The organism is Caballeronia sp. AZ7_KS35 (assembly GCF_023631045.1).
Taxonomy (GTDB): domain Bacteria; phylum Pseudomonadota; class Gammaproteobacteria; order Burkholderiales; family Burkholderiaceae; genus Caballeronia; species Caballeronia zhejiangensis.
On record NZ_JALQDV010000001.1, the window covers coordinates 700,421 to 721,812 of the forward strand.

Consider the following 21,392-nt stretch of genomic DNA (forward strand, 5'->3'; position numbering starts at 1 on the left):
CAGGACGCTCGCCGCTGGGCCGGGGTGGGGCTAGCTACCCCGCACCTTAGCGAGCGTGCCTTTGCTGGAGCCGTCAAGCCCGTCCGCCGCCTTCGGCAGTCTCCCGAGCCGGGGCTTGAAGAAATATGCGCCACGCCCGGAGTAGGGCGGAAGATCGGCAATCCAATGTTCGCCCTGTAGATCAAATGTCACGAGTTGCCGACGCCCATCCGGCCAAACCTTCAAGATGCCCTCAACGCCTTCAGGCGTGCCCAGATATGCGTAGCCACCCTTCAAAGCGTCCTCAAACGGCCGCTCACGCAAAATCGCTTTCAAATCTAGCCGAAACTCGCGCTCAAAGCGCGTCGATCGGCACACCTTCCGAGCTGACCAAGGCATAGAAGAATCGGATATCAAGGATAAATACAAGTAGGCACCTCGACGGGTGTTGCCATTCAAAGGCGCGTCTCCCAAGGCCGTCTCAAAAATCTCTTGCCTCTCAAATTCAGGGCTGTTGCCTTTCAACGACGCGCTCGTGCTACGCGCGACGTCGCCCCAATGCCTCATGGCGACCCAGGCCACTGAACCGACCGCCACATAAATCCCCGTTTAGCGATCTCACAATGATCAAAGGTGCCGGCCATTGGCGCACACGAGTGCCGACCCTGTCGATCGCTCATCGGTCTCTGGTATCGGCAGGTCGTTTCTAAGGTGATAACGGACTTCACTCTTTCTCCGTCAAACTGCTCTACCGCGGACTAGCGCCATGCGGACAAACCGATAGCCGTCGAAGTTCGCAAACCGACTTTCGCGCCGAGTCCGATACGAACGGCAACACTTGGTGGAGGACTTTGCGGCCTTCAAATATCGTGCCAATCGCTACCGGGCTTTGTCTTCCCGATAAGGGCAAGCGAAGGCAATAAGCAATTTACCAGATCATTGAGCGCTTGTTTCAGGCATTCAATGAACACCGCGCGAAACGTTTCGATCGCAGCGAGGAGATTTCCCGTTGCAATTCCGACGACTCCCCCCGACAATGCCGCGCGGAAAACACAACGTTCAAGAACTTGTACAAAGTACTTCCCATTCGCATCGGCATTATCAGGCGTGCGCACATACGCCCAAAGGTCGAGTTGCCCGGTACGTGTTTGGACTATGGGCAGGGAGATTACGACGCGCACGCACCCCACCTTGACCTCGAACCGGCGCCAATCCACTTTGAATTCCGGGTATTCTAGTAGAGTAACTATGTCGTAGCTTCGAACTCTGAACTGAGCGCCGCCACAGCCCTCGGTCTTCGCTCCTTCGTCGTTCGCAAGCTTCTCAATGGATTTTTCCGGGTTCGGCGGATCTTGTATTCGGTTTGGCTCCGTGGAAGGACTTGGGAGTATCATTACCTCCTCGCGAAAGATTAGGATGGCGGTCAGCTTCCGTTTATCGAAATAGCTTCCAAGCTCCTCTCTCTCCTGAGGTTTGCCAACCTCCGGCCCGTGATTTACCATGCCACCGCCTCGTTTTTGATAAGGGGCAAGCGTAGCGTCTCTTTGCTCAGTATGCTCAGTCGGCGCGCCCTTTTTATTTACAGAAAAGGTGCAAGCAACGTCGAAGAGATCCGCATCCGAGATGCCTGCTTTCTCCATCTCTTTACGGGCGAACTCATGAGCATCCACACTGCCATCATAGTTCGAAAAGGCGCTTTGAATCGCGGCCCTCTCTTTATCAGTGGCTCGATCTGCGATTGTTAGCATCGCGTAGATAGTAAGTTCGATAGTCTGCGTCACGGGCGAAAAGGTGTCGAAGCTTCCGACTGTGCTACCGAACACCGGAGGGCGCGCTGTGAAATCGGCCCCCTCTGAAACTGACCATCGTTCATGCAGAGCCCATTGCAGATATATATCTTTGGACTCCGGCGAGGCAGGATTGGTTGGAACTTGGGTCACACTGCCGGTCTTGAAGACCGATGGAGGAACTGCAGAAGAATATCCGGCCCTTGCAACGCGGTAATGCTCCCACTCGTTCCACGTTGTGTCTGAGCTCGATATAAAGGACCACAGCGAGCGACCCCCCGGAATCGTTGGAGGTTCCCGATTAAAGGATAAATCAGGGGAATAGTCCTGTTGAATCGACATGTACACACTCCTTGTTTATATTTCGCGTTACAAGCTACCGATCGACATTATCAAGCAATGCAAAGTACCGAAGGAGCCTCGACACGACCATGGAATTTTTAATCAGACGTCTATAAGAAAGACTGGGGCGCACTGTTCTTCTAAAATTAAAGGCGAACCAGAAAAGTAGTTAGCACAGTCCGCGATGCATTGTGAAATGCACCTGCTGGTTACCAGACGCTTTTATATATAGAAAGAATTGCAAGCAGTTGCACTGTGTCTCTCCGACTTATGTGGGGTAGCGCACATTTTGTGGCGTGACCCGAGGGAATGCTCTAGGTAAGAGTTCAGCCTCACTAATAGGTGCCCAAGTATCTGCATACAATAGAACGTAACCGGAGAGATGGAATGGATACAGCGCCGAAAATTCCTCCTACAGCCCGCAACGCAATCTTGGCGGTTATCACAATAAGTTTGTTGATTCTTTACGCATTCGCAGTCGCGACGCTCGTCAATGATGCTTTGTGTGCGGATGGAAGAGGCAATTGTCGAACGATTGGACAGCCGACTGAGTTGATTGCCACGCTACAGAGCGTTGTATCCGCGATCATCATTGCGGTACTGGCTGTGACGCCGTCAAAATCGCTTCCTAATCTCGCGCGGTTTGGCGGCTTATCGACTTCTACTCACCGACTGGACCTTGCTTCTTTGATCGCTCTCGCATACTGTCTAGTATGGTTGGTGGCTGGCGGGGCCGCTTTCGTGGTAGGCCATTTTCTACTTTCTGCACAAGCTAAAGTGCAATTCTCGAGCTTGGTTGATCTAGGCACATCATGGCTGGGCCTGGTAATCGGAGCAGCCTATGCATATTTAGGAGTGGAGCCCAAACCGATGGAGCCGACCAGCGCATCGAAGTGAAGCCGAGGTGCCGCGTCGATGTCCGAACCTATGCGAATCACTAGGAGATGTTGCCGTGGAAGCTTATTTCGTCTTCGAACAGGAAAGTCCTGACGGCAAAATGAAACAATTCATTTTCCAACTAGATAACCCGACCAAGATAGAAGAAGCGCGAAGAATCCTCAGGAATGGTGAATCGCTGAAGGTCCACGTGCAGGGAACGATAATCCCACGTCCCGTAGCCTATAACCCCGATTGGTCATTTCACCTTGACCCGAAATCTATTGGATTTTTCGAAATGCAAATGGAGGTTTGCGACGCTAACGTTACGCTGGTCGAGAAGCACCTTGATGAGATCGGTGGCTCGTTCCTGCCGAGGTGTTTCTGGTGTCCTTGGTCTTCGAAACTGATGGCGGAGATTAATGATACGGCTGGCCGCAGAGAATGAAGGTGTACATCTGGGCGAGCGACCAATCGGCGCTAGTCGTCGCATGTTACCGTCTCGCGGCCTACTACCTGGAACGAACTTTAGATTGGAAGCGGTGCCGTGGCTTCACGAAAGCGTCGGTCCGCAAAGGCGTAAAGAACTGTAACGCTGAGGATGGAAACTCATGCGCGAGCGACTGCTCTCTTCGAGGACACGGTTACAAACCCGTCGCTCCGTCCTGTTTGCAGATGCCCTGTATGAAATGAGGATCGGTCACCACAGCGGCATGTTTTAACCAGAACTGAATGTCAGCTTGTGGCCTGATTCGGCCAGTTCACAATTTACGGTGTCCCGGTCCCGGTCAGTACGAAAGGCAACACCGCAAAAGGTGCCTGTCTAGAAGTAACGAGTATCGCGGAGGTCTTGCGCTGCCACCATTCTGTCGAGATGCCCCGTGACAGAGGACCTACGCCCTGGAACTCCCTACCACACCGTAGGATGGGCCGCGCCAACACTCCGAAAACGCCCTCGTACCGTCAGCAAAACGCTTTGCCGTGAATTACGAATGAAAACCGGATATCGAGCATAGTTACTGCTCTTCGGCACGAAGACTCGCCCACCTATCGGGCGGAACGGTCGTATGCAGCCCGAGTTGCTGCGCTGTCTTGATCGGTAGCCTAAGCATCACGGTCCCAGCTCGATGCTCCATGTTGCCGAGCGTCGTGAAATCGACCGGAATCCCTTCCAGTTCCAGATACACAACCCCCGGCTCGAACACTTCCTCGTAGAGATGCCACGACGGCTCTTCAGTCGTCTCAGAAGTGTGATGCGACAACGTTGCTTTAGTACTCATGGCCCGCTTCCGATCTTGTCATCAACCGCCGCAATCGCACGCCGCGTCGCCTCTCGATGCCGCTCTGAGAACACGAGCAGACCGAGCCACACGACCGCACCAACCGCCGAGGCAACCCGCAACAGGCCTCTCACAACTGGTTCCCCTCTTCGTCGGCCGCATCCTTCAGGACGTCAAGCGCGGCCAGCTCGCACAGATCAATCAACGACCCTTCGTCGGCAGACTCCGCAACCGCGCGAGACTGCCGCTCCGCCTCTTCCCGATCCACAGCCATAGCGCCCCCTCTTAGCCGCTAAACCCTCGTGATCTGCAAAATTAGCACAATGTCGGAATCGGACTTGCTCCACGTATGCCCGTCCATGAACGACGGCAACCACGAGATACCGCTACGAAGGTTCGAATCCTTCGATTGCGTGAGCCCTCCGGTGACGATGACCTCACCATCCGAAAGCTGCATCGACGTTTCAAACTTCCGCGTGTTCTTCGTCGGTGAGTTATTGACGCCCGTGCTTGTCTTCTGGAAATCCGAAATCTCGACAGTCACATCAGCGTCCGTCACATCGCCCTTTACGACCGGCTGAACATCGAAGATCACGCCCGCATCCTCATAAGCCACTGACTGAATCGGCGTGCCGCTCGCGCCGCTAAACGACACCGAGCCGACCACCGGCACCGACTGCCCGACATTCAAACGTCCATGCTTGCCAGACGCCACGCGAAGATTCGGAGACGTCACCACTCGAAACCGCGAATCGGAATCAAGCGCAGCGATGGCGGCATCGAGGAAGCCCGTATGAAGCCTAAGAGCGTTCGCGTTCGCGTCGACGGTCCCAACCCCTAACGAGACGCCGAGACGGCCACCCAGCACGCTAGCCGCAAGCTGAAAACCGCTTGTTTTGTCGTCGCCCGTAGACACCTCGTACACCCACGCGCGAATTGCTACCTCACCCTGTTTGATGTCCACCTGTGGCAACACCTTTTTCAGCATCGCGATTTCCTTGTCCGTGCCAAGGAACACCATCGCATCCGATGACTGATCGACCATCGCCGCCGCGGAGTTCATCGGCGCGTCACCCGTCATCTTCGCCCCGGCCGCAGCAGGAATTGCCCGGTTCGTCGTGAACTGACCGCTGAACAACGGTTGCACGAGCCGGGCCAGATAATCCGCACTCCGGTACTTGGGGTTATAGACGAACACATCGCGATCCGGCGGCAGCTCGGCTTTCTCCTTTTCCTCTTTGCGCTTGTAAATATAGTCGATGCCGTCCGTCGTCCTGACCCCCAGCCCCAGCCAATCCAGAAAACTACCCAGCGCATCGCGAATGTCCCCCTTCTTTGCATCGAAACGGAACGACACCAAACGCTTGTCATCGTTGACCTCGGGCAACACTACGAACGGCGTCTGCAACATTTCCGAGTACACGAAGTTGATCACCTGCGCGACGTTCACGAACTGGAAATTCGCCTTCTTGGCGTTCCCTATACGCAGCGGGGAAATCGCCGCAACCTGAGCGCCTGGTGACAACGGCAACGGGCCGCCAGCCAACGCTTCAGGCAACGGCGGCAGCGCTGGAACTGTAGGAACTGGCGGCACCGCGTCCGCAGCTCGAGCCGCGAGCGAGAGCGCCAGCAGCAACAAAAGGAGCGCTCTCATTTCGTCACCGCCGCCGCGACCGTCTGAATCTTGCCGCCTGAGAACGTCGAAACGCGCTCCCCGTCGATCACACCGACCTGAGCCGCCCCGTAGTTCTGGAATGCAGACGGGCTTTCAACGCGAAGATACCCGGCCTGATCCGCGACGACAACGAACGCGACACCGTTAGTGGAGTAGCCGCCCACGATCCGCCAGGTATCGGAGAAGCCCTTGAACGAGCCAGACCGACCGGCTGTCGGGCTCGCAGCGTTCTCCAGCATTGGAGCCGAAGCCGACGACTTCGCAGCAGCAGCCGAAGCCGCCACCGCCGCCGCATCGCCCTTCGGGTGTGGATGAAAAAACGCCCACAGGAATCTCAACGCCAGACAGCAGCAAACGAACAGGCCCGCCGCTATCACCCAAATCGATTTGTTCGCAAGGATGTTCTGCCGCCTATCAACCTGCGCTTCCTTCCCGGCCTTGCCCGCGTAACTCTTATACAGCGGGAAAATCTCTTTCTTGTACGAGCGCACGAACGTACCTGTGCGCGCCGTTTTGTTCTGCTTCCAGCCCTCGTACATCTCGACGCGGTACTTCGATGGCATTCCCACGGACTTCAGCTTGACCATCCGAAACGAGAGCTCGACCACCGGCTTAAGCATCCTGTGCAGATCGCCAATCGCCTGAACCATCATCACCACGTCACAGGACACACCTGTATGCTCATGCACGAAATGACGATGCATTCGAAAGAACGCGATGTGTTCCTTCGGTATCTTGCAATCCTGCGCCCACAGCTTCCACGCCTCGTCAATGACGACCAGATCGCCAGCCCGGACGAAACCCGGCGTGACCGTCGCCCCCTCCTTGGCCTCGTTCTCGACCGGGAAGAAGTCAGGCTCATTAACCGCGCCCGTCGTCACATGGACGATCCGGCCGAGCTTCGACACATCTAGGCCGCGCTTCGACGCAAGATAGGCGTGAATTAAATCCTCGTTCACGCCGTCGATATTGGTCACCACCCGACGCCCGGCCGCAACCGCATCAAGAAGGGGGCCAGACACGACCTCATACGACTTGCCCGACCCCATGACCCCGCAGTAACAGTTGATCGCCATATGGTCACCCGATGAACGGCAAACGACGGATGATGAAACGCGCGACGAGCGCCGTGACAATCATCGGAGCACCCACGCTGAACGCGAACAGATCAAGGAAATACCACGTCCCCGACCCGATCGACCCGAACACTTGAAGGGACGACGCCGAGGGCAGGATGTGTTGCGACTGCAGATACGTGATCGTCTCAGTGACGAAGAAGTACATGCCGAAATACAACACGAACTTAATGATGACCGACCGGAGCACGTAGCTCAACAGGACGTTAAACGCAGAAACCAGAATGCCGAACATATCGCCCCCCTTACGCGCGAAGCACGATGAACAGCGCCGCCAACGCGAAAACCGCTGTCATCACCGTTGTTATTTCCGTCCTGTACTTCTCAGCCAGATCGCATTGCGTTGTCATCGTGTACGTATGGCCGAACGCATCAAACGACGGAGTAGGACAGCTCCCGGTATGGGCCGGAACCGTCCACGCCTTCAGATCGGGAAACAAATTGAAGATCGGGCCAAGAATCATGTCGATCGTCGGAGTGTTCTCAAGCGTCGGAGCAGGGGCCCCCGGATCGCCCCGAACGTCAACGTCCATCACGCACGCATGAGGAACCGCACACGGGTTGGTGCTAGTCGTAGGGTCTGTCGTCGGATCGGTACTTGGATTCGTACCCGGATTCGTCGTCGGGTCCGTGCTCGGGCTGGTGGAAGGCGTCACAGTCGGACTAATCGGAACCGTCTGCGCATTGGGATCAGCTGCAGGCCGAAACAGATCATCGAGCGTTGGCGCTGACGAAGGATTAGCCTGAACCCACGGCTGAACATCAGCAGACGTAACCGGCGACGAAACCGAATACGGCAACCCCTGGTAACCCGGCTGCATCGACGCGCGCTGCCATGTCATATTGACCATCTGAGCCAACGTCATGGGATCTACCTGCGCCTTTTTCGCAGCATCGGTGAGTTGCGGATAAATCTGCGACAGATCGTTCCCGGACAACGGCTTCACCCCCGGACCCGGAAGCCACCAGCTAGCTGGCTGGGAGTTCGTCACAAGCTGCGGGTTGCCGTTGGCATCCCGCTGCTTGATTGTCCGATCCTCATACAGCGTCACCGATGTTCCATCAGCACTCGTCTTCCAATAGACCGTCGTACTGATAGCGTCGTAAAAACCTTGGTCATACCCACTCTGACCAACTACACCGCTGGCCGAGTTGTACTGTTGCTCGTAAGCGTCATACGCCTGAACGTCACTCAACGTCCGAAGAACGACGACTTCCGTTTGATAGTTACGCACGTAATTCAGCTGACCCGACGGCATCGGGGGATATGCCGAGCAGGTATCGCCGCTCATACAATTCGACGTGCTGTAAATCACGGCACCCTGAACCATCACACCGTGATCAATCGGACTCTGCATTGCGCTTGGCGCGGGCTGGGCCGGTGCCGGAATCCCCGTAGTCGGATAAGAATCAGCAAGCGACCTAGGCTCGGGCTGGCTCACCAAAACCGACTTGCCATCCGACGACCTCGACACCGAAACCGTTCCGGTCGCGACCTGACCACCCGAGCCGGAGGAATCCGTTGCCAGATGCAAAGCCAACGCAGACCCGGCCACCAGCGCCCCGAGGCCGGCCGCAACCGTGAGCCACACCGGCGCACCCAAGAAGCCCAACCCCGTAGCAGCCGCCGTCGAAGCGATATTGAGAGCAGCGGAAGCGTCGCCCATCGCCGTCATCGTCGCCGCGATCCGAGGATCATTGGCAGCGAACCCGCGAGCGATCGCAACGCGCGAAACAATCGCGGCCTCAGCGCGATTGATAACGAAATTCTCAGCGGGCGCAAGCAGCGCCTGAGCATGGACTTGCTGCGAGCCCAACATGCACAGCAGCGAGAACAGAAGCACGAAGCGCCTAACCATTACCATGCCCCCTTGAAGCCCTGAATAACCGCCCACGCGGAAGTCAGGCCGAACAGAAACATCACCAGATACCACGCCGAGTTCACGTCCATCACACCCCCCCGTTAACAAAAAAACGGGGGCCGGAACCCCCGAGAAACGGCACGACTAGGCGAGCCGTTTAGACGCTGCGGACCTGACGGATGATGACTTTCACGCCCGCGACCGCGAGGATCACGCCGACCACCATCGCGCCGACAGCCATCACGGCCGTCGAAACGCTGTCCATCGCAATCGCGCCCGTGATGGTCGAAAAATCCGGACCAGTCGCAGCATTTGCGACTTGCGCGAACGCCGTCGACGTAACCACGCCAGCAGCAGCACTAGCACCCAACTTCCGCATCAGCATCTTCATGACTTCTTCCTCGTAAAAGCGGTCTACCCGCATTAATAAAGGTTTCGGCGAATCACATTAATCACCGATCCCACCCCATACGCCGTGAGCCACAACGTTAAAACGCTCCCGAACGCGAAACCCCAAAAACCGGCAGCCGTCTCGTAATCGAACGACCGGGTGATTGAGTCGATATAACCCGCGCTTTCCGGCGCGAGCACATAAGCTTGTTGGGTTCGCAGTTGATATTGCACACCGCCGACTACCGGACATACGTCTTGATCGACGGATCGCAACTGCTCGTTCGCCGGCACAGCGGCACAAATCAAAACTTCCTGCACGGTTCCAGCTGTCACGACGGGAACCCTTTAAAAAACGAGAAAACGACAAAACCTTCACTGCAATGATGCGTCGCGGTCTCGATGGCCTCCTCCTCTTTTTCGAAATAGCCAGCCTTGTCGACCCATGTTGTGAAGCCGACGTCCCCGGATTCGGGAAAGAGAAACTGCGCGCTTTCCCTGTCCTGCACAATGAAAACGCGCCCGCTCATGCTCAGGCCGCCTTCTTGGAGAGCTCGACCGGCTTCAGTTCCACAAGTTGTGTCTTCTGTGCCTTGCCGGTCGTCACGATCTCAACAGTCGCTTCAGCCATGAAAGGAAAGGGCAGATGCTTATACTTTGCGAACTCATCGCTTAGTCCAAAGGAATACTCCGCCACTGCAAAACCTTTTGCGTTCCCTTTCGTATCATCAAGCGCAGTTTCAACATACACCTTCGTACTGTCGTAGCTCTGACCGTTGTCCATCGTCCCCTTATTGGACTTCATGCCCAATACCTTAATCTGCGTGTTGAACTTCATAACGACCCTCGTTTAGTGGCAGCAATTAGTCCCGAAATCGCCCGAACTGCCGGAAACGGGCGGAGAAAAGCCGTCGTTCGAAATGTCGAACTCGTTAATTCGTGTTTGATTACGGCCGAGCCGATGTAAGGGGGTGTCGGACCATTGATAGTCTGGCACCTTTAGTCGCGTGGGCCATTCGTCAGAATCTGATTCGATCTTCGCAAGAAGCTCCTCGTCGCCGAGAACGCCCCTGAGAACCTTCAAGTGCTTACCATAAGTTCGTTTAATGTTCTGCAGGCAGGCGGAAACGTTAATCTCCGCCGATTTCGTTTTACACGCGATCCTCGAAGGCGTTTGTTTAACCGAGAGGCATTGAAGACACGGATACGCGCCGACGAAGTAGGTAGACGGCTCAAGTAGCACATCCAGCGGAATTATTCTGCCGGTGTTTCGAAATTCGACCTCGATACGAGTCCACTCGCTATCCTCGTCACCTTGCTCTCGGCCTTTCTCATATATACGACACAATTTTCCGTTTTTTCGCTTGCCGATATACAACGATCGGCCTTTACCATCTGGGCGCTTCCAATTTCCTCGATATTCGTGCGACGGGGCGCGGTATGCGCATGTAAAACCCTCCTCTTCAAACCATTGGTCCGCGATATCTACATTCACGTAGTCGCCGTGAAAGCAGTCGTGAGCCAGGTCCACGCGTGTTAGCACTGGCCGGATCGCCTTTGACGTTAGGAAGTCGTGTAGACGCCGCTCCCATCCTTCTTTTGCAGCAAGGCACCCATTACCGTGAAGGACGATCAACATGGTGCCGCGTTGGCTCTGACCACCGAAACAGACTAGACCGAACCCGTCTCCCAAGACCCACGAATCGAGATAGAAGTCTCGTGGCCTTTTGAGATGCTCTGTGATTCCGAAGCCGAAGATGTGTTCCATCCACCGCGACGCTTCACGAATATAGTCGTCGTCCGAGAACAAACCTTCAGCCGCCGTTGCAAGCCAGGTTTCTTCCGCTACCGTAAGGCGGAGGCAGTCTATGAACGCACAATGTCCTTCGACTGGACGCCGAACCATCAATTGCTTCAGTTCGCCGGTGTCCGAAAGGACGAGCGAAATTCGCTGTCCGCCAGCCAACGCTTCTTCCTTCCAAGACCTACTCTGCGGTCCCTGCACCGTTCCCCCCGTGTTACTAGAGGGGGGGCAGTTCGCTTCGGCATCTTGATGACTGACTGCGCAAGCGCCGGCCGCCCCGCCGTCCTCGCTGTCGCTGCGGGCGGCACGGCGGTCGGCGACAAAAGCCCATTCAACGCCACAAAATGAACTCTTCATGGTGGTCACAGGGAGAACTCCCTCTCCAACGCTTGCTTACGGACGAGTTCGACGTTGATGAACACGCGCTTCCCGATCCGTACCTCGGGCCAATAGCCGCGCTCCGCTTGCGCCACTAGCACCGTGACCGGGAGTCCGACCGCGTTCGCGAAAGCCTCGCGGGTCATCAGCGGTACACTGATGTTGAAGGACTGCTCCGGCTTCTCGTACATTTGAACCGCCTCCGGTGTGGCTAAACGCCTGTGTGTGTATTAAAGTCCGTCACTGTGTATTATTAACACAGTGAGGTGACTATATGACCTGATAAATTTACTGTCAAGTTGCAACCATGGAAAACCTTGCAGAACGCCTAAGGCTCGTGATCGCAGAGCACACCTCGCCAAGTCGGCGTTTCGCGGAGTTGCAGGCCCTAAGCGGCGACCGGATTTCCGCCGACTCGTGGAAGAACTGCTGGCATGGCCGCCAGCGGCCCACGGGCGAAATGATCGAACTAGTCGCGCAAAGCTGGCCGGAGCACGCGTTCTGGCTCGTGACGGGCGCGCCCTATCCGGGGGCTGGACACGAGGAACCAGGCCGGCCGGGATGGGACTGGCTAGTCGGTTTGAATGTTGGGGAGCACGTGTATGCCAAGCGCGTGTTACGACACCGCGTCCATATGAAGATGTCGGTCGACACGCAGTTGCAAGCGGGAAACGCAGAAGTCGTGACGAAGGAAGACGCGGTTCGCGTATTGATGCGGGATGAACCGAGCCAATGGACGGAAGCAGGGACGTTAGAAGAGATGGCGAATTCTGAGCGTCAGCTACTCGCTGAGCGATACATACATGGCAATAAAAAGAAGCGGAAATAAATGGTTGGTCGACGTTCAACCGGGCGGAAGGGGAGCGCGACGCTTCCGAAAGACGTTCGACACGCAGGCCGAAGCAAAGGCATACGATTCCTGGCTGTCAACGCAGGTGCGAACAACGCCGGAGTGGCAACCAGCAAAGCGCGATTTGAGGAAACTTTCGGAACTTATCAAATTGTGGTTTAACCACCACGGCTCGGGACTTCGCTCGGGCGACGACACAATGCGTCGTTTGCTGGCTGCTGCTAACGCTATGGGAGATCCGACAGCCGATCGATTTTCAGTTGATCTCTTCGCACAGTATCGGACAAAGCGTTTGGCCGAAGGCGTCTCTGCTAATAACCTGAATCGCGAGCACGCTTACCTCCGTGCCGCGTTCAACGAGCTAGCGCGGCTTGGACACTGGAGCAAGGAAAATCCTCTTGGGAAGCTTCGTCAGTTCAAAATACAGGAAAACGAACTAAGCTTTCTAACAACCGACCAGATTAGATCATTGCTGGAATCACTTGAAGAAGCACGCAATCCACATGTGTTGTTGATCGCGAAAATTTGCCTTGCGACAGGCGCAAGATGGAGCGAGGTTGAGAGCTTAAGAGTAAGTCAAGTCCGCGGCGGCATCATCCAGTTCGCGCGAACTAAGTCAGGGAAAACTCGCGCGGTTCCCGTCGACGAAGAGATCATTACGGAGCTTTCGAACCATCACGAGCGATTCGGCAAAGGCGATAGCTTCTTTGAGTACGCGTGGTCTGCGTTTAGAGAAGGTGTCGAGCGGGCGGGTATCACTCTGCCGGATGGACAGATGACGCATGCCTTGCGGCATACGTTTGCGTCACACTTTATGATGAATGGCGGCAACATTCTGACCTTACAGCGCATTCTCGGACATCAGAGTCTAATCATGACAATGAGATACGCCCATCTTTCACCTGACCACCTTTCGGAAGCACGGCGGCTCAACCCTCTCAACGCTTTAAGAGGTTCATCAAATGCTGGAACGGTTAAATGATGAAGTCTTCGCCCACGGCCCAGAGGCTTGTATCCCGCGTCGCCTCACGGACGAATGGTTAGCGATCTTATCTCGATCTGCGGATGCCCTGCTGGGGTTTGCTAGCGGCGGCGAAGTATCTGGCGCGCTTTGCTTTGCCGTATTGATTCACTTGCTTGAAATGGAGAGCCCAAATCAGCAGCGAATGACTATACCGCTTGACGCTATGCATGACTATGCATTGCGGTACCGAACTGAGTTAGGGCTGGAAGAGTTGCGTCGGGAAATGGGACGCGAGTACGACCCAGCAACGATCGCAATGATTCTCTCCCGGCAGTAACTGGCAACCTGACGAGCGCAGCAACGAACTCGTGAGGTAGGTCGGCAGCATCGCCCAAGACGCGTGCGGGAATTTAGCGGCTAAAGTTCCCGCACCACCGGTAACTCGCTAAATTACGTCAGGGACCACAGATTGACCCACTTGATCGATGAGTTCGTGCCCCGCCGACGACCCTGTCCCCGGCTGGGAATCAGCATCGACTTCATCCCAAAGCCCAACATTGGTAAAAACTAGTTCTGTCTCGTTCTTAGGTACTCGAGAGCTGTACCGAAGTGTCGGTTCGTATAAGCGGAAAGCTCGATAGAAGTGTCGAATTGCGGCGTGGTCATCGTAGCTAAGTACCCAGCGAAAGTTGGCGTCCGCAAGTGTATCTGCAAGCTTCAGATGGTCTGAAAAGTCGTACGAGTAGCGATATAACTTCTTACCTTGGACGTAATAAGGAGGGTCGATGTAGAAAAGCCGATCCTCTTGGCTCACTTGCCTTGCGTCGCTCAGAGCCTGAATGGCATCACCGAAATAGACGTCGATTCGGTCTGATAACCTGGCGCATTGCTCAATCCGCCGTATGAGGTCGGTCTTGTTGTAACGGCAGTCGACGGTATAAATGGATCGCTGCTCCGCACCACCGATCGGTCCCGCACTTAGCACGCCAGAAAAACTGGTCCGATTGAATAGGAGACCTGCGAATCCCATGAGTTCAATGTCTTCATAGACGGTATCCATATCTCGGAGCCAACCTAACTCCTGGCGAGTATCCAAGCTAGGCTCAAAGCATTCAATCAAGGAGATCAGTTTATCCGTGCTACGAAAAACGCTATGCCAGAAACTGAAAAGGAGAGGATCTCGTTCAAACAGCATAGCGGCCGAAACCGCATCTCGGGAGAGAAGATTGAGCGAAAGCGCCGCGCTTCCAGCGTAGGGTTCTACGATCTGAATACCAGTAAGACTGTTCCGATGTAGGAACGACTCGAACCAGTCAACGAGTCCATTCTTCCCGCCAGGGTATCTAAGGGGACTGTTTAACAGCTTAGGCATGCGACTGTCCTACTCTTATTTTCTCCGCTTCCCCCATAACCCACGCTCTCATCAGCGGTAAGTCATCCATCCGCTCCACAACGAAGCCGAGTCCTGACCGCGCCAACTGCAAACCTTTTTCTGCGAGCGGTGGAATTCGAAAGCGGTAGAAAATGTGACCGAACTCATACGAACGGAAATTTATAGCGGACTCACTCGTTCCATCAACCAAACTGCCATAGCAAATCGGTACAAACATTGCAGGAGTTGGAATGGAGCCGGGCACGGGGTCAAGCCATCCTTGATGGAACGAGTCGATAGGCCCGCCCTTGATAGTCTTCACGGCCCAGTTGGCACCGGACGCGACTTGCCCAAGAAGGTATTTCTTTCCCGCAGCGTTGTCCGCGCGCGGCTGCCAAGCTATTACGTCGATTTGAGCGTCTTTCTGCCCCGTAGACGCGCCTGGTAATGGCACTTTCCGGGCGCTAACGCCTTCCCCAAAGTGCTTGTAAACGGCTGCGAGCTTGTCGAGGAAACCTGTTTTATCAGGACGCGGAAAGCCGAAGGCATACGAATGCCCCTCCAGTTCCCCGGCGGCTGCGTACGTCGCGCAGGCTTGAAAATAGTTACGGACTGCGTTCGTTATGCTGGGCAGATATTTTCCGTTGAACACAGCCCCCGCTGTAGCATGCGAGAGCAACAAACAGAATAGGTAAATCGCTCCACCGTCAGTGCAGCTGTCCGGATCAAACTCAAGGCTGTCCCCAGAGGCAGAAAAGGAAAACGGATAACAGCTCCCTAGCAGGTCGCTACGAGCGCGTATTTCGGCTTTTACATTTTCTTCGAAAGCTTCCTGGGTCGCATCACTGCCCTCGGGATCAGCGTCCTCCTGATTCCGCATGATGTCCCAAGCGCGGGACAAGGTGTCGAAAGGGTAGGTTCTGTATTGTTCACTAAGGACAGCAATCTCTAACCAATCACAGATTACATGCGGATCCTCGAGAACCGGAGGCGTGCTCAAAATCATAATCTTCGACTTTTTTTATCTTCTCAGTCACGCTTGGAAGTCGAGAGTTGGGAGACCTTAGTCGACATGATATTTTCTATGGTCATGACCTTAAGCTTGATTTCGCCGGCAAAGTTAAGAAGCTCCGGGTTTCCGTCAAACTTAGTTGCGAGGCTTAAGGCCTTCTCTGCTTTGGCCATCAGTTCACCCAATGCCTGGTTGAACATGGTGCCGCCTTCAATCTCCGCGAATGCATTGGCAAGCGGCTCACCCGCACGAAGCCGAAGCAAAGATCGCTCACTTGTCAAACAACGGGCGAGCTGAGCCAGATGCGGATTTTGGCTTTGGACCAAAGGTTTAACTTTGTCGCGCTTTGAGCCGTAAATGTATCGCAGCGTTTCGCCTACGTGAGATTTAGATCCATCGCTAATTGGCTTCTCGGATGGGTCATTATTCCATCCGAGAGAAAGGCCAAAAAAGTTTCGATACTCGGGTCGATCTAGCGCGGTGTAAAGATGCGAGAACGCAAACTTACCTTTATTGAAACGGTCTTTGATTTCGAAGAGACCTTCACGTTCGGCCTGGTCGAGAACGAAGATAGAACCAATATAGGAGCGAACGGTGTCGTTGGTGTCGCCAGTCTGCCTCGCTATTTGGTCGATCGTTAGCCCATTAGCCCTTCCCTTGCGGTACCACTGGGCTACGAATCGCGCCTTAGCATAAGCGTCCCAACGCTGCGGGCCATTGATGTGCTTGAATCCGATGAAGGCTTCAGCGTCGCTCGGATCCTTGACTCGAAACACGAGCACAAGGCGAAACGAGTCGATCACAGCGGCCGGAACTGGATTCGGAACCGAGATCTTGCACGCACGAGCCAACTCGCTGTCGGCGAGCAACTTCATGGCTGCGAGACGCCTGTTGCCCTCAAGAACCGTGTAGGGGCCACCGTCGTCCCCATGGATGATCAGAGGTTCAAGGTTAAGGTACCCATTTGTCGCGATCGAAAGTACTAGCTCATCCAACGCCGCGATCTCTCTGTAGGCGTTGATCAGCGCGACATCATCAGAGACAGACCACTCATCCCCGGTCATAAGACGCGGGTTCGACCGATCGAATCTCAAGTCGGCGAAAGCCACCTTGCTAACTTGACCGATTGTTGGAAGGTTTTGAATGGAATCAGTCACTTGACGCAAAGTGTTGAGAGTGAACTATTGCCGAAAGTATATCAGAGGCGTGCCATTGCCAGACGCCTAAGGTGCGTCGACACTCCGTTGACACAGGACTCACTGCTGACCAAAAACAAAGGGCCTAGATTTCTCTAGGCCCTTGTTTTCATGCGACAAATTTGGTGGCGAATCAGGGACTCGAACCCCGGACCTGCGGATTATGATTCCGTCGCTCTAACCGACTGAGCTAATTCGCCGAAAGAAGACGAGATTATGGCGAGCGTCGAAGCGGGTGTCAACCCCTTCTGCGCGATTTATTTAACAAATCGCGCAGAAGCCCGTCGATTAATCCTCGTGATAGACATTCGACTTGCGCGTGTCCTTCACGAACAGCATGCCGATCACGAAGGTGATCAACGCGATCACGATCGGATACCACAAGCCCGAGTAGATATCGCCCTTCGCGGCGACGATCGCGAACGCGGTCGCCGGCAGGAAGCCGCCGAACCAGCCATTGCCGATGTGATACGGCAGCGACATCGACGTATAGCGGATGCGCGCCGGGAACATCTCGACCAGCATCGCCGCGATCGGGCCGTAGACCATCGTCACGAAGATCACGAGGATCGTCAGCACCACGATCGCCATCGGCCAGTTGATCAGCGCCGGATCGGCCTTTGCCGGATAACCCGCGCTCTTCAGCGTGCCGGCGAGCGTCTTGTCGAACGCCGCGCCTTGCGTCTTCGCGTCGGCGGCCTTGCCGTCGTACGTGTTCACCACCGTTTCGCCGACCTTGATCTGCGCCTGCGTGCCCGCCGGCGCCGCCACGTTCTCATAGTTGAGACCGGCCTTCGACAGCGCGCTCTTCGCGATATCGCACGAGCTCGTGAACTTCGCCGTGCCCACCGGATTGAACTGGAACGAGCACTCGCCCGGATCGGCGATGACGACGATCGGCGACTTCTGCGTCGCGGCTTCGAGCGTCGGATTCGTGTAGTGCGCGAGCGCCTTGAAGAGCGGGAAGAAGGAGAGCGCGGCAATCAGGCAGCCCGCCATGATGATCGGCTTGCGGCCGATGCGATCCGACAGCGACCCGAAGAACACGAAGAATGGCGTACCGATCAGCAGCGCCACCGCGACCATGATGTTCGCGCTGGTGCCATCGACCTTGAGCGTCTGCGTGAGGAAGAAGAGCGAGTAGAACTGGCCCGTGTACCACACGACCGCCTGTCCCGCCGTCAGACCGAAGAGCGCGAGCAGCACGATCTTCAGGTTCTTCCACTCGCCGAACGCTTCCTTGAGCGGCGCCTTCGAGGTCTTGCCTTCCGCCTTGATGCGCTCGAACACCGGCGATTCATGCAGTTTCATCCGAATCCACACCGAGATCGCGAGCAGCAGGATCGATACGAGGAACGGAATGCGCCAGCCCCAAGCGCCGAACTGCTCTTCGCCCATGATCGTGCGGACCGCGAGAATCACGATCAGCGAGATGAAGAGGCCGAGCGTCGCCGTGGTCTGGATCCACGCCGTCCACGCGCCGCGCTTGTTCGACGGCGCATGTTCCGCGACATACGTCGCCGCGCCGCCGTATTCGCCGCCGAGCGCGAGGCCTTGCAACAACCGCATTGCGATGAAGATGATCGGCGCCGCGATGCCTATGGTCGCGTATCCCGGCAGGAAGCCGATCAGGAACGTCGACAGACCCATGATGACGATCGTCACGAGGAACGTGTACTTGCGCCCGACCATGTCGCCGAGCCGCCCGAACACGATCGCGCCGAACGGACGCACCGCGAAGCCCGCCGCGAAGCCCAGCAAGGTGAAGATGAAGCCGGCCGTCGGATTGACGCCCGAGAAGAACGTCTTGCTGATATAGACGGCGAGCGAGCCCGCCAGATAGAAGTCATACCATTCGAACACCGTGCCGAGCGACGAAGCGAAGATGACCTTCTTCTCCTCCGCCGTCATCGGTGCGTGTGACACGCGCCCTTCGACCGTAGCCATGCATCGTCTCCTGTTCTGATTTTCGATTACATCGGTCCGCGATAAGGCGGCTCCCGGTGCAAAGGATTATTGGAACGAAAACTTACGGCGTTCTGACGCGGCGTATCCGGACGCGAGTGACGTCCGAAACGACGATTTGCGCCGAAGCCGCGCATATGTGTTGCGAACGATCGTCTAAATTCGTCTATGCTCGTGCTTCGTGCGCGCGAAATGCGAATCTGCCGCGCTCGCGCTCAGGGTTTGTCCCGGGCAGGAAAAACCCGCTGAAGACTGACGCGGACAAGCGTTCCGGCGAGTCGCGGGCTGTCCTGATACACGTGATCCTCGATGGCGAGCGCGCCGCCGTGCATCGCCGCGATCTCCTTGACGATGGCAAGACCGAGTCCGCTGCCGTCGCCGTCGCGCCCGAGAATGCGATAGAAGCGCTCGACCACGCGCTCGCGTTCCGCCGCCGGAATGCCGAGTCCCGTGTCTTCCACTTCCAGATGCACGAGATCGAGATCGTCGTCGTCGGTCCGCACGCGTACGGTGATGCGCCCGCCCGCCGGCGTGTAGCGGATCGCGTTGTCGATCAGGTTCGACAGCATCTCGCGCAGCATCACGACATTGCCTTCCACTTCGACCGCAAACGGCGGCTCCTCGTAACCGAGATCCATGCGTTTCGCGAGCGCCGCCTGAACCCAGTCGCGCACCGCGAGCCGCGCGAGATCGGTCAGGACGATGCGCGTGAATATCTGCCCCGTCGCGCGATTCTCGGCGCGCGCGAGCGCGAGCAATTGCGTGACGAGACGCGCGGCATGCTCGGAACTCATCGCGATCTGTTCTAGCGAGCGCTGCACTTCCGTCGAGACGTCCTGGCGCATCGCGAGTTCCGCCTGCATGCGCAGGCCCGCGAGCGGCGTTTTCATCTGATGCGCGGCATCGGCGATGAAGCGCTTCTGGAACTCCATGTTCTGTTCGAGGCGCGTGAGCAGGTCGTTGAACGACGCGACGAGCGGCGCGATCTCCGGCGGCGCGCTGCCGGCCTGCAGCGGCGACAGATCGTCGGGGCGGCGCGCGCGGATGTTCGACTGCAGCGCGTGCAGCGGCGCGAGCCCGCGCGAAAGCCCGAACCATACGAGGATGATCGCGAGCGGCAGGATCACGAACTGCGGCAGGATCACGCCCTTGATGATGTCGTTGGCGAGCTGGCTGCGCTTGTCGAGCGTCTCCGCAACCTGCACGAGCACCGGCTGCGCGCTGTGCGGATCGCGCCCGGGCGCGAGGCCGGGCAGATCGACCGTCGTGTATGCGACGCGGATATCGTTGCCGCGCAGCACATCGTCGCGAAACTCGACGATGCCCGGCTGCGGACGATCGTCGTCGTGCGGCAAGGGCATGTCGCGATCGCCGCCGACGAGTTCGCCGCGCGTGCCGAGCACCTGGAAAAACACGCTGTCGACGTTATCGGCGCGCAGGAAATCGCGCGTCGCGTCGGGCAGGCGGAGTTCCGCGACGCCGTTTACCGGCTGAATCTGGCGCGCGAGCACGTAGGCGTCGGCTTCGAGCGCGCGGTCGAACGGCCCGTTCGCGATCGATTTCGCGACCAGATACGTCACCGCGATGCTCATCGGCCAGAGCAGCAGCAGCGGCGCGAGCATCCAGTCGAGAATCTCGCCGAAGAGCGAGCGTGGATGCGTTTCGGCGTCGGGCTCGAGCTCGTCGGGCGGCGCGAACGGATTCGCGTAGCGCGCGTCGCGCAGCGCGTCGGAGTCGTCGTTCGCTTGTGCGTTTCGCTGAGTTTCGTGGGAAACGGGCGACGCCATGCGGCCTACTTATAGTGATGGCTGGCGGACTCGCCGGCGTGGGGCCCGCCCGCGCCGTTCGTCGTGGCGGCCGCTTTCTCCAGCGTGTAACCGAGACCGCGTACCGTGATGATCTTCGCGCCGCTCGGCTCGATCTTCTTCCGTAGCCGATGCACGTAGACCTCGATCGCGTTATTGCTGACTTCCTCGCCCCACTCGCACAGGTGATTGACGAGCTGCTCCTTCGATACGAGCCGGCCGGTTCGCTGCAGCAGCACTTCGAGCACGCCGAGTTCGCGCGCGGACAGATCGATGACCTGATCGCCGATCGTCGCAATGCGCCCGATCTGATCGAAGGCGAGCGAGCCGTGCCGGACGACGGTCGGACCGCCGCCCGCGCCGCGGCGCGTGAGCGCACGGACGCGTGCTTCGAGTTCGTTGAGCGCGAAGGGCTTCGCCATGTAATCGTCCGCGCCGAGATCGAGACCTTTCACGCGCTCGTCGACGGAATCGGCGGCGGTGAGGATCAGCACGGGCATCTGCGAATTGCGCGCGCGCAGGCGGCGCAGCACCTCGAGACCGGGCATCAGCGGCAGGCCGAGATCGAGGATCAGCAGGTCGAAAGTTTGCAGGGAAAGGGCGGTGTCCGCTTCGACGCCATGCTTCACATGGTCGACGGCGTATCCCGATTGGCGGAGTGATCGGACGAGCCCGTCCGCGAGTATGCTGTCGTCTTCGGCAATGAGGATTCGCATCGT

General features: G+C 56.9%; 25 protein-coding genes and 1 tRNA gene. 5 read left to right on the forward strand and 21 right to left on the reverse strand.

The annotated features are described in order from the left end of the window. Positions 1 to 30: 30 nt before the first annotated feature. Together NCT05_RS03365 and NCT05_RS03370 are read right to left on the reverse strand one after the other, a co-directional pair. A complete protein-coding gene (locus tag NCT05_RS03365) occupies positions 31 to 504 on the reverse strand; it encodes a hypothetical protein (RefSeq protein ID WP_250501737.1) in 474 nt (157 codons plus the stop codon). Between the two features lie 335 nt (positions 505 to 839). Then, complete coding sequence (locus tag NCT05_RS03370; RefSeq protein ID WP_250501738.1) at positions 840 to 2,108, reverse strand: hypothetical protein; 1,269 nt, start codon at positions 2,106 to 2,108, stop codon at positions 840 to 842. 387 nt (positions 2,109 to 2,495) lie between these two features. Between NCT05_RS03370 and NCT05_RS03375 the strand changes: the two genes are divergently transcribed. Both NCT05_RS03375 and NCT05_RS03380 read left to right on the forward strand, forming a co-directional pair. Then, the gene (locus tag NCT05_RS03375; RefSeq protein ID WP_250501739.1) at positions 2,496 to 3,005 is read left to right on the forward strand and encodes a hypothetical protein; all 510 of its coding nucleotides are present in this window, start codon (positions 2,496 to 2,498) and stop codon (positions 3,003 to 3,005) included. Between the two features lie 55 nt (positions 3,006 to 3,060). Beyond that, entirely contained in the window at positions 3,061 to 3,432 is a 372-nt protein-coding gene (locus NCT05_RS03380) for a BP74-related protein (RefSeq protein ID WP_250501740.1), read from the forward strand. Positions 3,433 to 4,000: 568 nt separating this feature from the next. Here the strand turns inward: NCT05_RS03380 and NCT05_RS03385 are convergent. The 12 genes from NCT05_RS03385 to NCT05_RS03440 all read right to left on the reverse strand — a co-directional run bounded on the left by NCT05_RS03385 (position 4,001) and on the right by NCT05_RS03440 (position 11,700). Continuing rightward, complete coding sequence (locus NCT05_RS03385; protein WP_250501741.1) at positions 4,001 to 4,264, reverse strand: hypothetical protein; 264 nt, start codon at positions 4,262 to 4,264, stop codon at positions 4,001 to 4,003. Positions 4,265 to 4,394: 130 nt separating this feature from the next. Further along, the gene (locus NCT05_RS03390; protein WP_250501742.1) at positions 4,395 to 4,538 is read right to left on the reverse strand and encodes a hypothetical protein; all 144 of its coding nucleotides are present in this window, start codon (positions 4,536 to 4,538) and stop codon (positions 4,395 to 4,397) included. 18 nt (positions 4,539 to 4,556) lie between these two features. Continuing rightward, positions 4,557 to 5,918 (reverse strand): type II secretion system protein GspD, encoded by a 1,362-nt coding sequence (locus NCT05_RS03395; protein WP_250501743.1) that lies wholly within the window; start codon positions 5,916 to 5,918, stop codon positions 4,557 to 4,559. Beyond that, complete coding sequence (locus NCT05_RS03400; protein WP_250501744.1) at positions 5,915 to 7,015, reverse strand: zonular occludens toxin domain-containing protein; 1,101 nt, start codon at positions 7,013 to 7,015, stop codon at positions 5,915 to 5,917. Before NCT05_RS03400 ends, NCT05_RS03395 begins: the two co-directional genes overlap by 4 nt. A gap of 4 nt (positions 7,016 to 7,019) precedes the next feature. Continuing rightward, positions 7,020 to 7,310 (reverse strand): DUF2523 family protein, encoded by a 291-nt coding sequence (locus tag NCT05_RS03405; protein WP_250501745.1) that lies wholly within the window; start codon positions 7,308 to 7,310, stop codon positions 7,020 to 7,022. Positions 7,311 to 7,320: 10 nt separating this feature from the next. Beyond that, on the reverse strand, positions 7,321 to 8,919 hold the full coding sequence (locus NCT05_RS03410) for a hypothetical protein (protein WP_250501746.1): 1,599 nt from the start codon (positions 8,917 to 8,919) through the stop codon (positions 7,321 to 7,323). A 175-nt stretch (positions 8,920 to 9,094) separates the two neighbouring features. After that, on the reverse strand, positions 9,095 to 9,328 hold the full coding sequence (locus NCT05_RS03415; RefSeq protein WP_250501747.1) for a major capsid protein: 234 nt from the start codon (positions 9,326 to 9,328) through the stop codon (positions 9,095 to 9,097). 32 nt (positions 9,329 to 9,360) lie between these two features. Then, positions 9,361 to 9,663 carry a hypothetical protein gene (locus NCT05_RS03420; protein ID WP_250501748.1) on the reverse strand — a complete coding sequence of 101 codons (303 nt, stop codon included), beginning with the start codon at positions 9,661 to 9,663 and terminating at the stop codon, positions 9,361 to 9,363. Continuing rightward, positions 9,660 to 9,857 (reverse strand): hypothetical protein, encoded by a 198-nt coding sequence (locus NCT05_RS03425; RefSeq protein WP_250501749.1) that lies wholly within the window; start codon positions 9,855 to 9,857, stop codon positions 9,660 to 9,662. Before NCT05_RS03425 ends, NCT05_RS03420 begins: the two co-directional genes overlap by 4 nt. Positions 9,858 to 9,859: 2 nt before the next feature. Then, on the reverse strand, positions 9,860 to 10,165 hold the full coding sequence (locus NCT05_RS03430; protein ID WP_250501750.1) for a hypothetical protein: 306 nt from the start codon (positions 10,163 to 10,165) through the stop codon (positions 9,860 to 9,862). Positions 10,166 to 10,177: 12 nt separating this feature from the next. Further along, positions 10,178 to 11,488, reverse strand: coding sequence for a replication initiation factor domain-containing protein (locus tag NCT05_RS03435; RefSeq protein ID WP_250501869.1), 1,311 nt, complete (start codon positions 11,486 to 11,488; stop codon positions 10,178 to 10,180). Between the two features lie 5 nt (positions 11,489 to 11,493). Further along, the gene (locus NCT05_RS03440; RefSeq protein WP_250501751.1) at positions 11,494 to 11,700 is read right to left on the reverse strand and encodes a hypothetical protein; all 207 of its coding nucleotides are present in this window, start codon (positions 11,698 to 11,700) and stop codon (positions 11,494 to 11,496) included. Between the two features lie 116 nt (positions 11,701 to 11,816). Between NCT05_RS03440 and NCT05_RS03445 the strand changes: the two genes are divergently transcribed. The 3 genes from NCT05_RS03445 to NCT05_RS03455 are packed head-to-tail and all read left to right on the forward strand — an operon-like array spanning position 11,817 to position 13,660. Beyond that, on the forward strand, positions 11,817 to 12,338 hold the full coding sequence (locus NCT05_RS03445; RefSeq protein ID WP_250501752.1) for a hypothetical protein: 522 nt from the start codon (positions 11,817 to 11,819) through the stop codon (positions 12,336 to 12,338). Next, the gene (locus NCT05_RS03450; protein WP_250501753.1) at positions 12,313 to 13,341 is read left to right on the forward strand and encodes a phage integrase; all 1,029 of its coding nucleotides are present in this window, start codon (positions 12,313 to 12,315) and stop codon (positions 13,339 to 13,341) included. The genes NCT05_RS03445 and NCT05_RS03450 overlap by 26 nt, the downstream gene beginning before the upstream one ends. Continuing rightward, a complete protein-coding gene (locus NCT05_RS03455) occupies positions 13,322 to 13,660 on the forward strand; it encodes a hypothetical protein (protein ID WP_250501754.1) in 339 nt (112 codons plus the stop codon). Before NCT05_RS03450 ends, NCT05_RS03455 begins: the two co-directional genes overlap by 20 nt. A gap of 108 nt (positions 13,661 to 13,768) precedes the next feature. Here the strand turns inward: NCT05_RS03455 and NCT05_RS03460 are convergent, their stop codons facing one another. The 7 genes from NCT05_RS03460 to NCT05_RS03490 all read right to left on the reverse strand — a co-directional run bounded on the left by NCT05_RS03460 (position 13,769) and on the right by NCT05_RS03490 (position 21,389). After that, positions 13,769 to 14,695 (reverse strand): DNA adenine methylase, encoded by a 927-nt coding sequence (locus NCT05_RS03460; RefSeq protein ID WP_250501755.1) that lies wholly within the window; start codon positions 14,693 to 14,695, stop codon positions 13,769 to 13,771. Further along, a complete protein-coding gene (locus NCT05_RS03465; protein WP_250501756.1) occupies positions 14,688 to 15,701 on the reverse strand; it encodes a hypothetical protein in 1,014 nt (337 codons plus the stop codon). The genes NCT05_RS03460 and NCT05_RS03465 overlap by 8 nt, the downstream gene beginning before the upstream one ends. 23 nt (positions 15,702 to 15,724) lie before the next feature. Next, entirely contained in the window at positions 15,725 to 16,864 is a 1,140-nt protein-coding gene (locus tag NCT05_RS03470) for a ParB/RepB/Spo0J family partition protein (protein WP_250501757.1), read from the reverse strand. A 162-nt stretch (positions 16,865 to 17,026) separates the two neighbouring features. Beyond that, positions 17,027 to 17,103, reverse strand: a tRNA-Met gene (locus tag NCT05_RS03475). An 88-nt stretch (positions 17,104 to 17,191) separates the two neighbouring features. Beyond that, positions 17,192 to 18,850 (reverse strand): MFS transporter, encoded by a 1,659-nt coding sequence (locus NCT05_RS03480; RefSeq protein ID WP_008351365.1) that lies wholly within the window; start codon positions 18,848 to 18,850, stop codon positions 17,192 to 17,194. A gap of 233 nt (positions 18,851 to 19,083) precedes the next feature. Further along, the gene (locus NCT05_RS03485; RefSeq protein ID WP_008351363.1) at positions 19,084 to 20,655 is read right to left on the reverse strand and encodes a sensor histidine kinase; all 1,572 of its coding nucleotides are present in this window, start codon (positions 20,653 to 20,655) and stop codon (positions 19,084 to 19,086) included. Positions 20,656 to 20,660: 5 nt separating this feature from the next. Next, positions 20,661 to 21,389 (reverse strand): response regulator transcription factor, encoded by a 729-nt coding sequence (locus NCT05_RS03490; protein WP_034470819.1) that lies wholly within the window; start codon positions 21,387 to 21,389, stop codon positions 20,661 to 20,663. Positions 21,390 to 21,392: the final 3 nt, after the last annotated feature.

What these genes read in the sequence shown, in the direction of transcription:
- NCT05_RS03370 (WP_250501738.1), bottom strand. Translation starts at nt 2,108, where the DNA reads ATGTCGATTCAACAGGACTATTCCCCTGATTTATCCTTTAATCGGGAA.
- NCT05_RS03375 (WP_250501739.1), top strand. Translation starts at nt 2,496, where the DNA reads ATGGATACAGCGCCGAAAATTCCTCCTACAGCCCGCAACGCAATCTTG.
- NCT05_RS03385 (WP_250501741.1), bottom strand. Translation starts at nt 4,264, where the DNA reads ATGAGTACTAAAGCAACGTTGTCGCATCACACTTCTGAGACGACTGAA.
- NCT05_RS03390 (WP_250501742.1), bottom strand. Translation starts at nt 4,538, where the DNA reads ATGGCTGTGGATCGGGAAGAGGCGGAGCGGCAGTCTCGCGCGGTTGCG.
- NCT05_RS03395 (WP_250501743.1), bottom strand. Translation starts at nt 5,918, where the DNA reads ATGAGAGCGCTCCTTTTGTTGCTGCTGGCGCTCTCGCTCGCGGCTCGA.
- NCT05_RS03400 (WP_250501744.1), bottom strand. Translation starts at nt 7,015, where the DNA reads ATGGCGATCAACTGTTACTGCGGGGTCATGGGGTCGGGCAAGTCGTAT.
- NCT05_RS03405 (WP_250501745.1), bottom strand. Translation starts at nt 7,310, where the DNA reads ATGTTCGGCATTCTGGTTTCTGCGTTTAACGTCCTGTTGAGCTACGTG.
- NCT05_RS03415 (WP_250501747.1), bottom strand. Translation starts at nt 9,328, where the DNA reads ATGAAGATGCTGATGCGGAAGTTGGGTGCTAGTGCTGCTGCTGGCGTG.
- NCT05_RS03425 (WP_250501749.1), bottom strand. Translation starts at nt 9,857, where the DNA reads ATGAGCGGGCGCGTTTTCATTGTGCAGGACAGGGAAAGCGCGCAGTTT.
- NCT05_RS03430 (WP_250501750.1), bottom strand. Translation starts at nt 10,165, where the DNA reads ATGAAGTTCAACACGCAGATTAAGGTATTGGGCATGAAGTCCAATAAG.
- NCT05_RS03435 (WP_250501869.1), bottom strand. Translation starts at nt 11,488, where the DNA reads ATGAAGAGTTCATTTTGTGGCGTTGAATGGGCTTTTGTCGCCGACCGC.
- NCT05_RS03440 (WP_250501751.1), bottom strand. Translation starts at nt 11,700, where the DNA reads ATGTACGAGAAGCCGGAGCAGTCCTTCAACATCAGTGTACCGCTGATG.
- NCT05_RS03445 (WP_250501752.1), top strand. Translation starts at nt 11,817, where the DNA reads ATGGAAAACCTTGCAGAACGCCTAAGGCTCGTGATCGCAGAGCACACC.
- NCT05_RS03450 (WP_250501753.1), top strand. Translation starts at nt 12,313, where the DNA reads ATGGCAATAAAAAGAAGCGGAAATAAATGGTTGGTCGACGTTCAACCG.
- NCT05_RS03455 (WP_250501754.1), top strand. Translation starts at nt 13,322, where the DNA reads ATGCTGGAACGGTTAAATGATGAAGTCTTCGCCCACGGCCCAGAGGCT.
- NCT05_RS03460 (WP_250501755.1), bottom strand. Translation starts at nt 14,695, where the DNA reads ATGCCTAAGCTGTTAAACAGTCCCCTTAGATACCCTGGCGGGAAGAAT.
- NCT05_RS03465 (WP_250501756.1), bottom strand. Translation starts at nt 15,701, where the DNA reads ATGATTTTGAGCACGCCTCCGGTTCTCGAGGATCCGCATGTAATCTGT.
- NCT05_RS03480 (WP_008351365.1), bottom strand. Translation starts at nt 18,850, where the DNA reads ATGGCTACGGTCGAAGGGCGCGTGTCACACGCACCGATGACGGCGGAG.
- NCT05_RS03485 (WP_008351363.1), bottom strand. Translation starts at nt 20,655, where the DNA reads ATGGCGTCGCCCGTTTCCCACGAAACTCAGCGAAACGCACAAGCGAAC.
- NCT05_RS03490 (WP_034470819.1), bottom strand. Translation starts at nt 21,389, where the DNA reads ATGCGAATCCTCATTGCCGAAGACGACAGCATACTCGCGGACGGGCTC.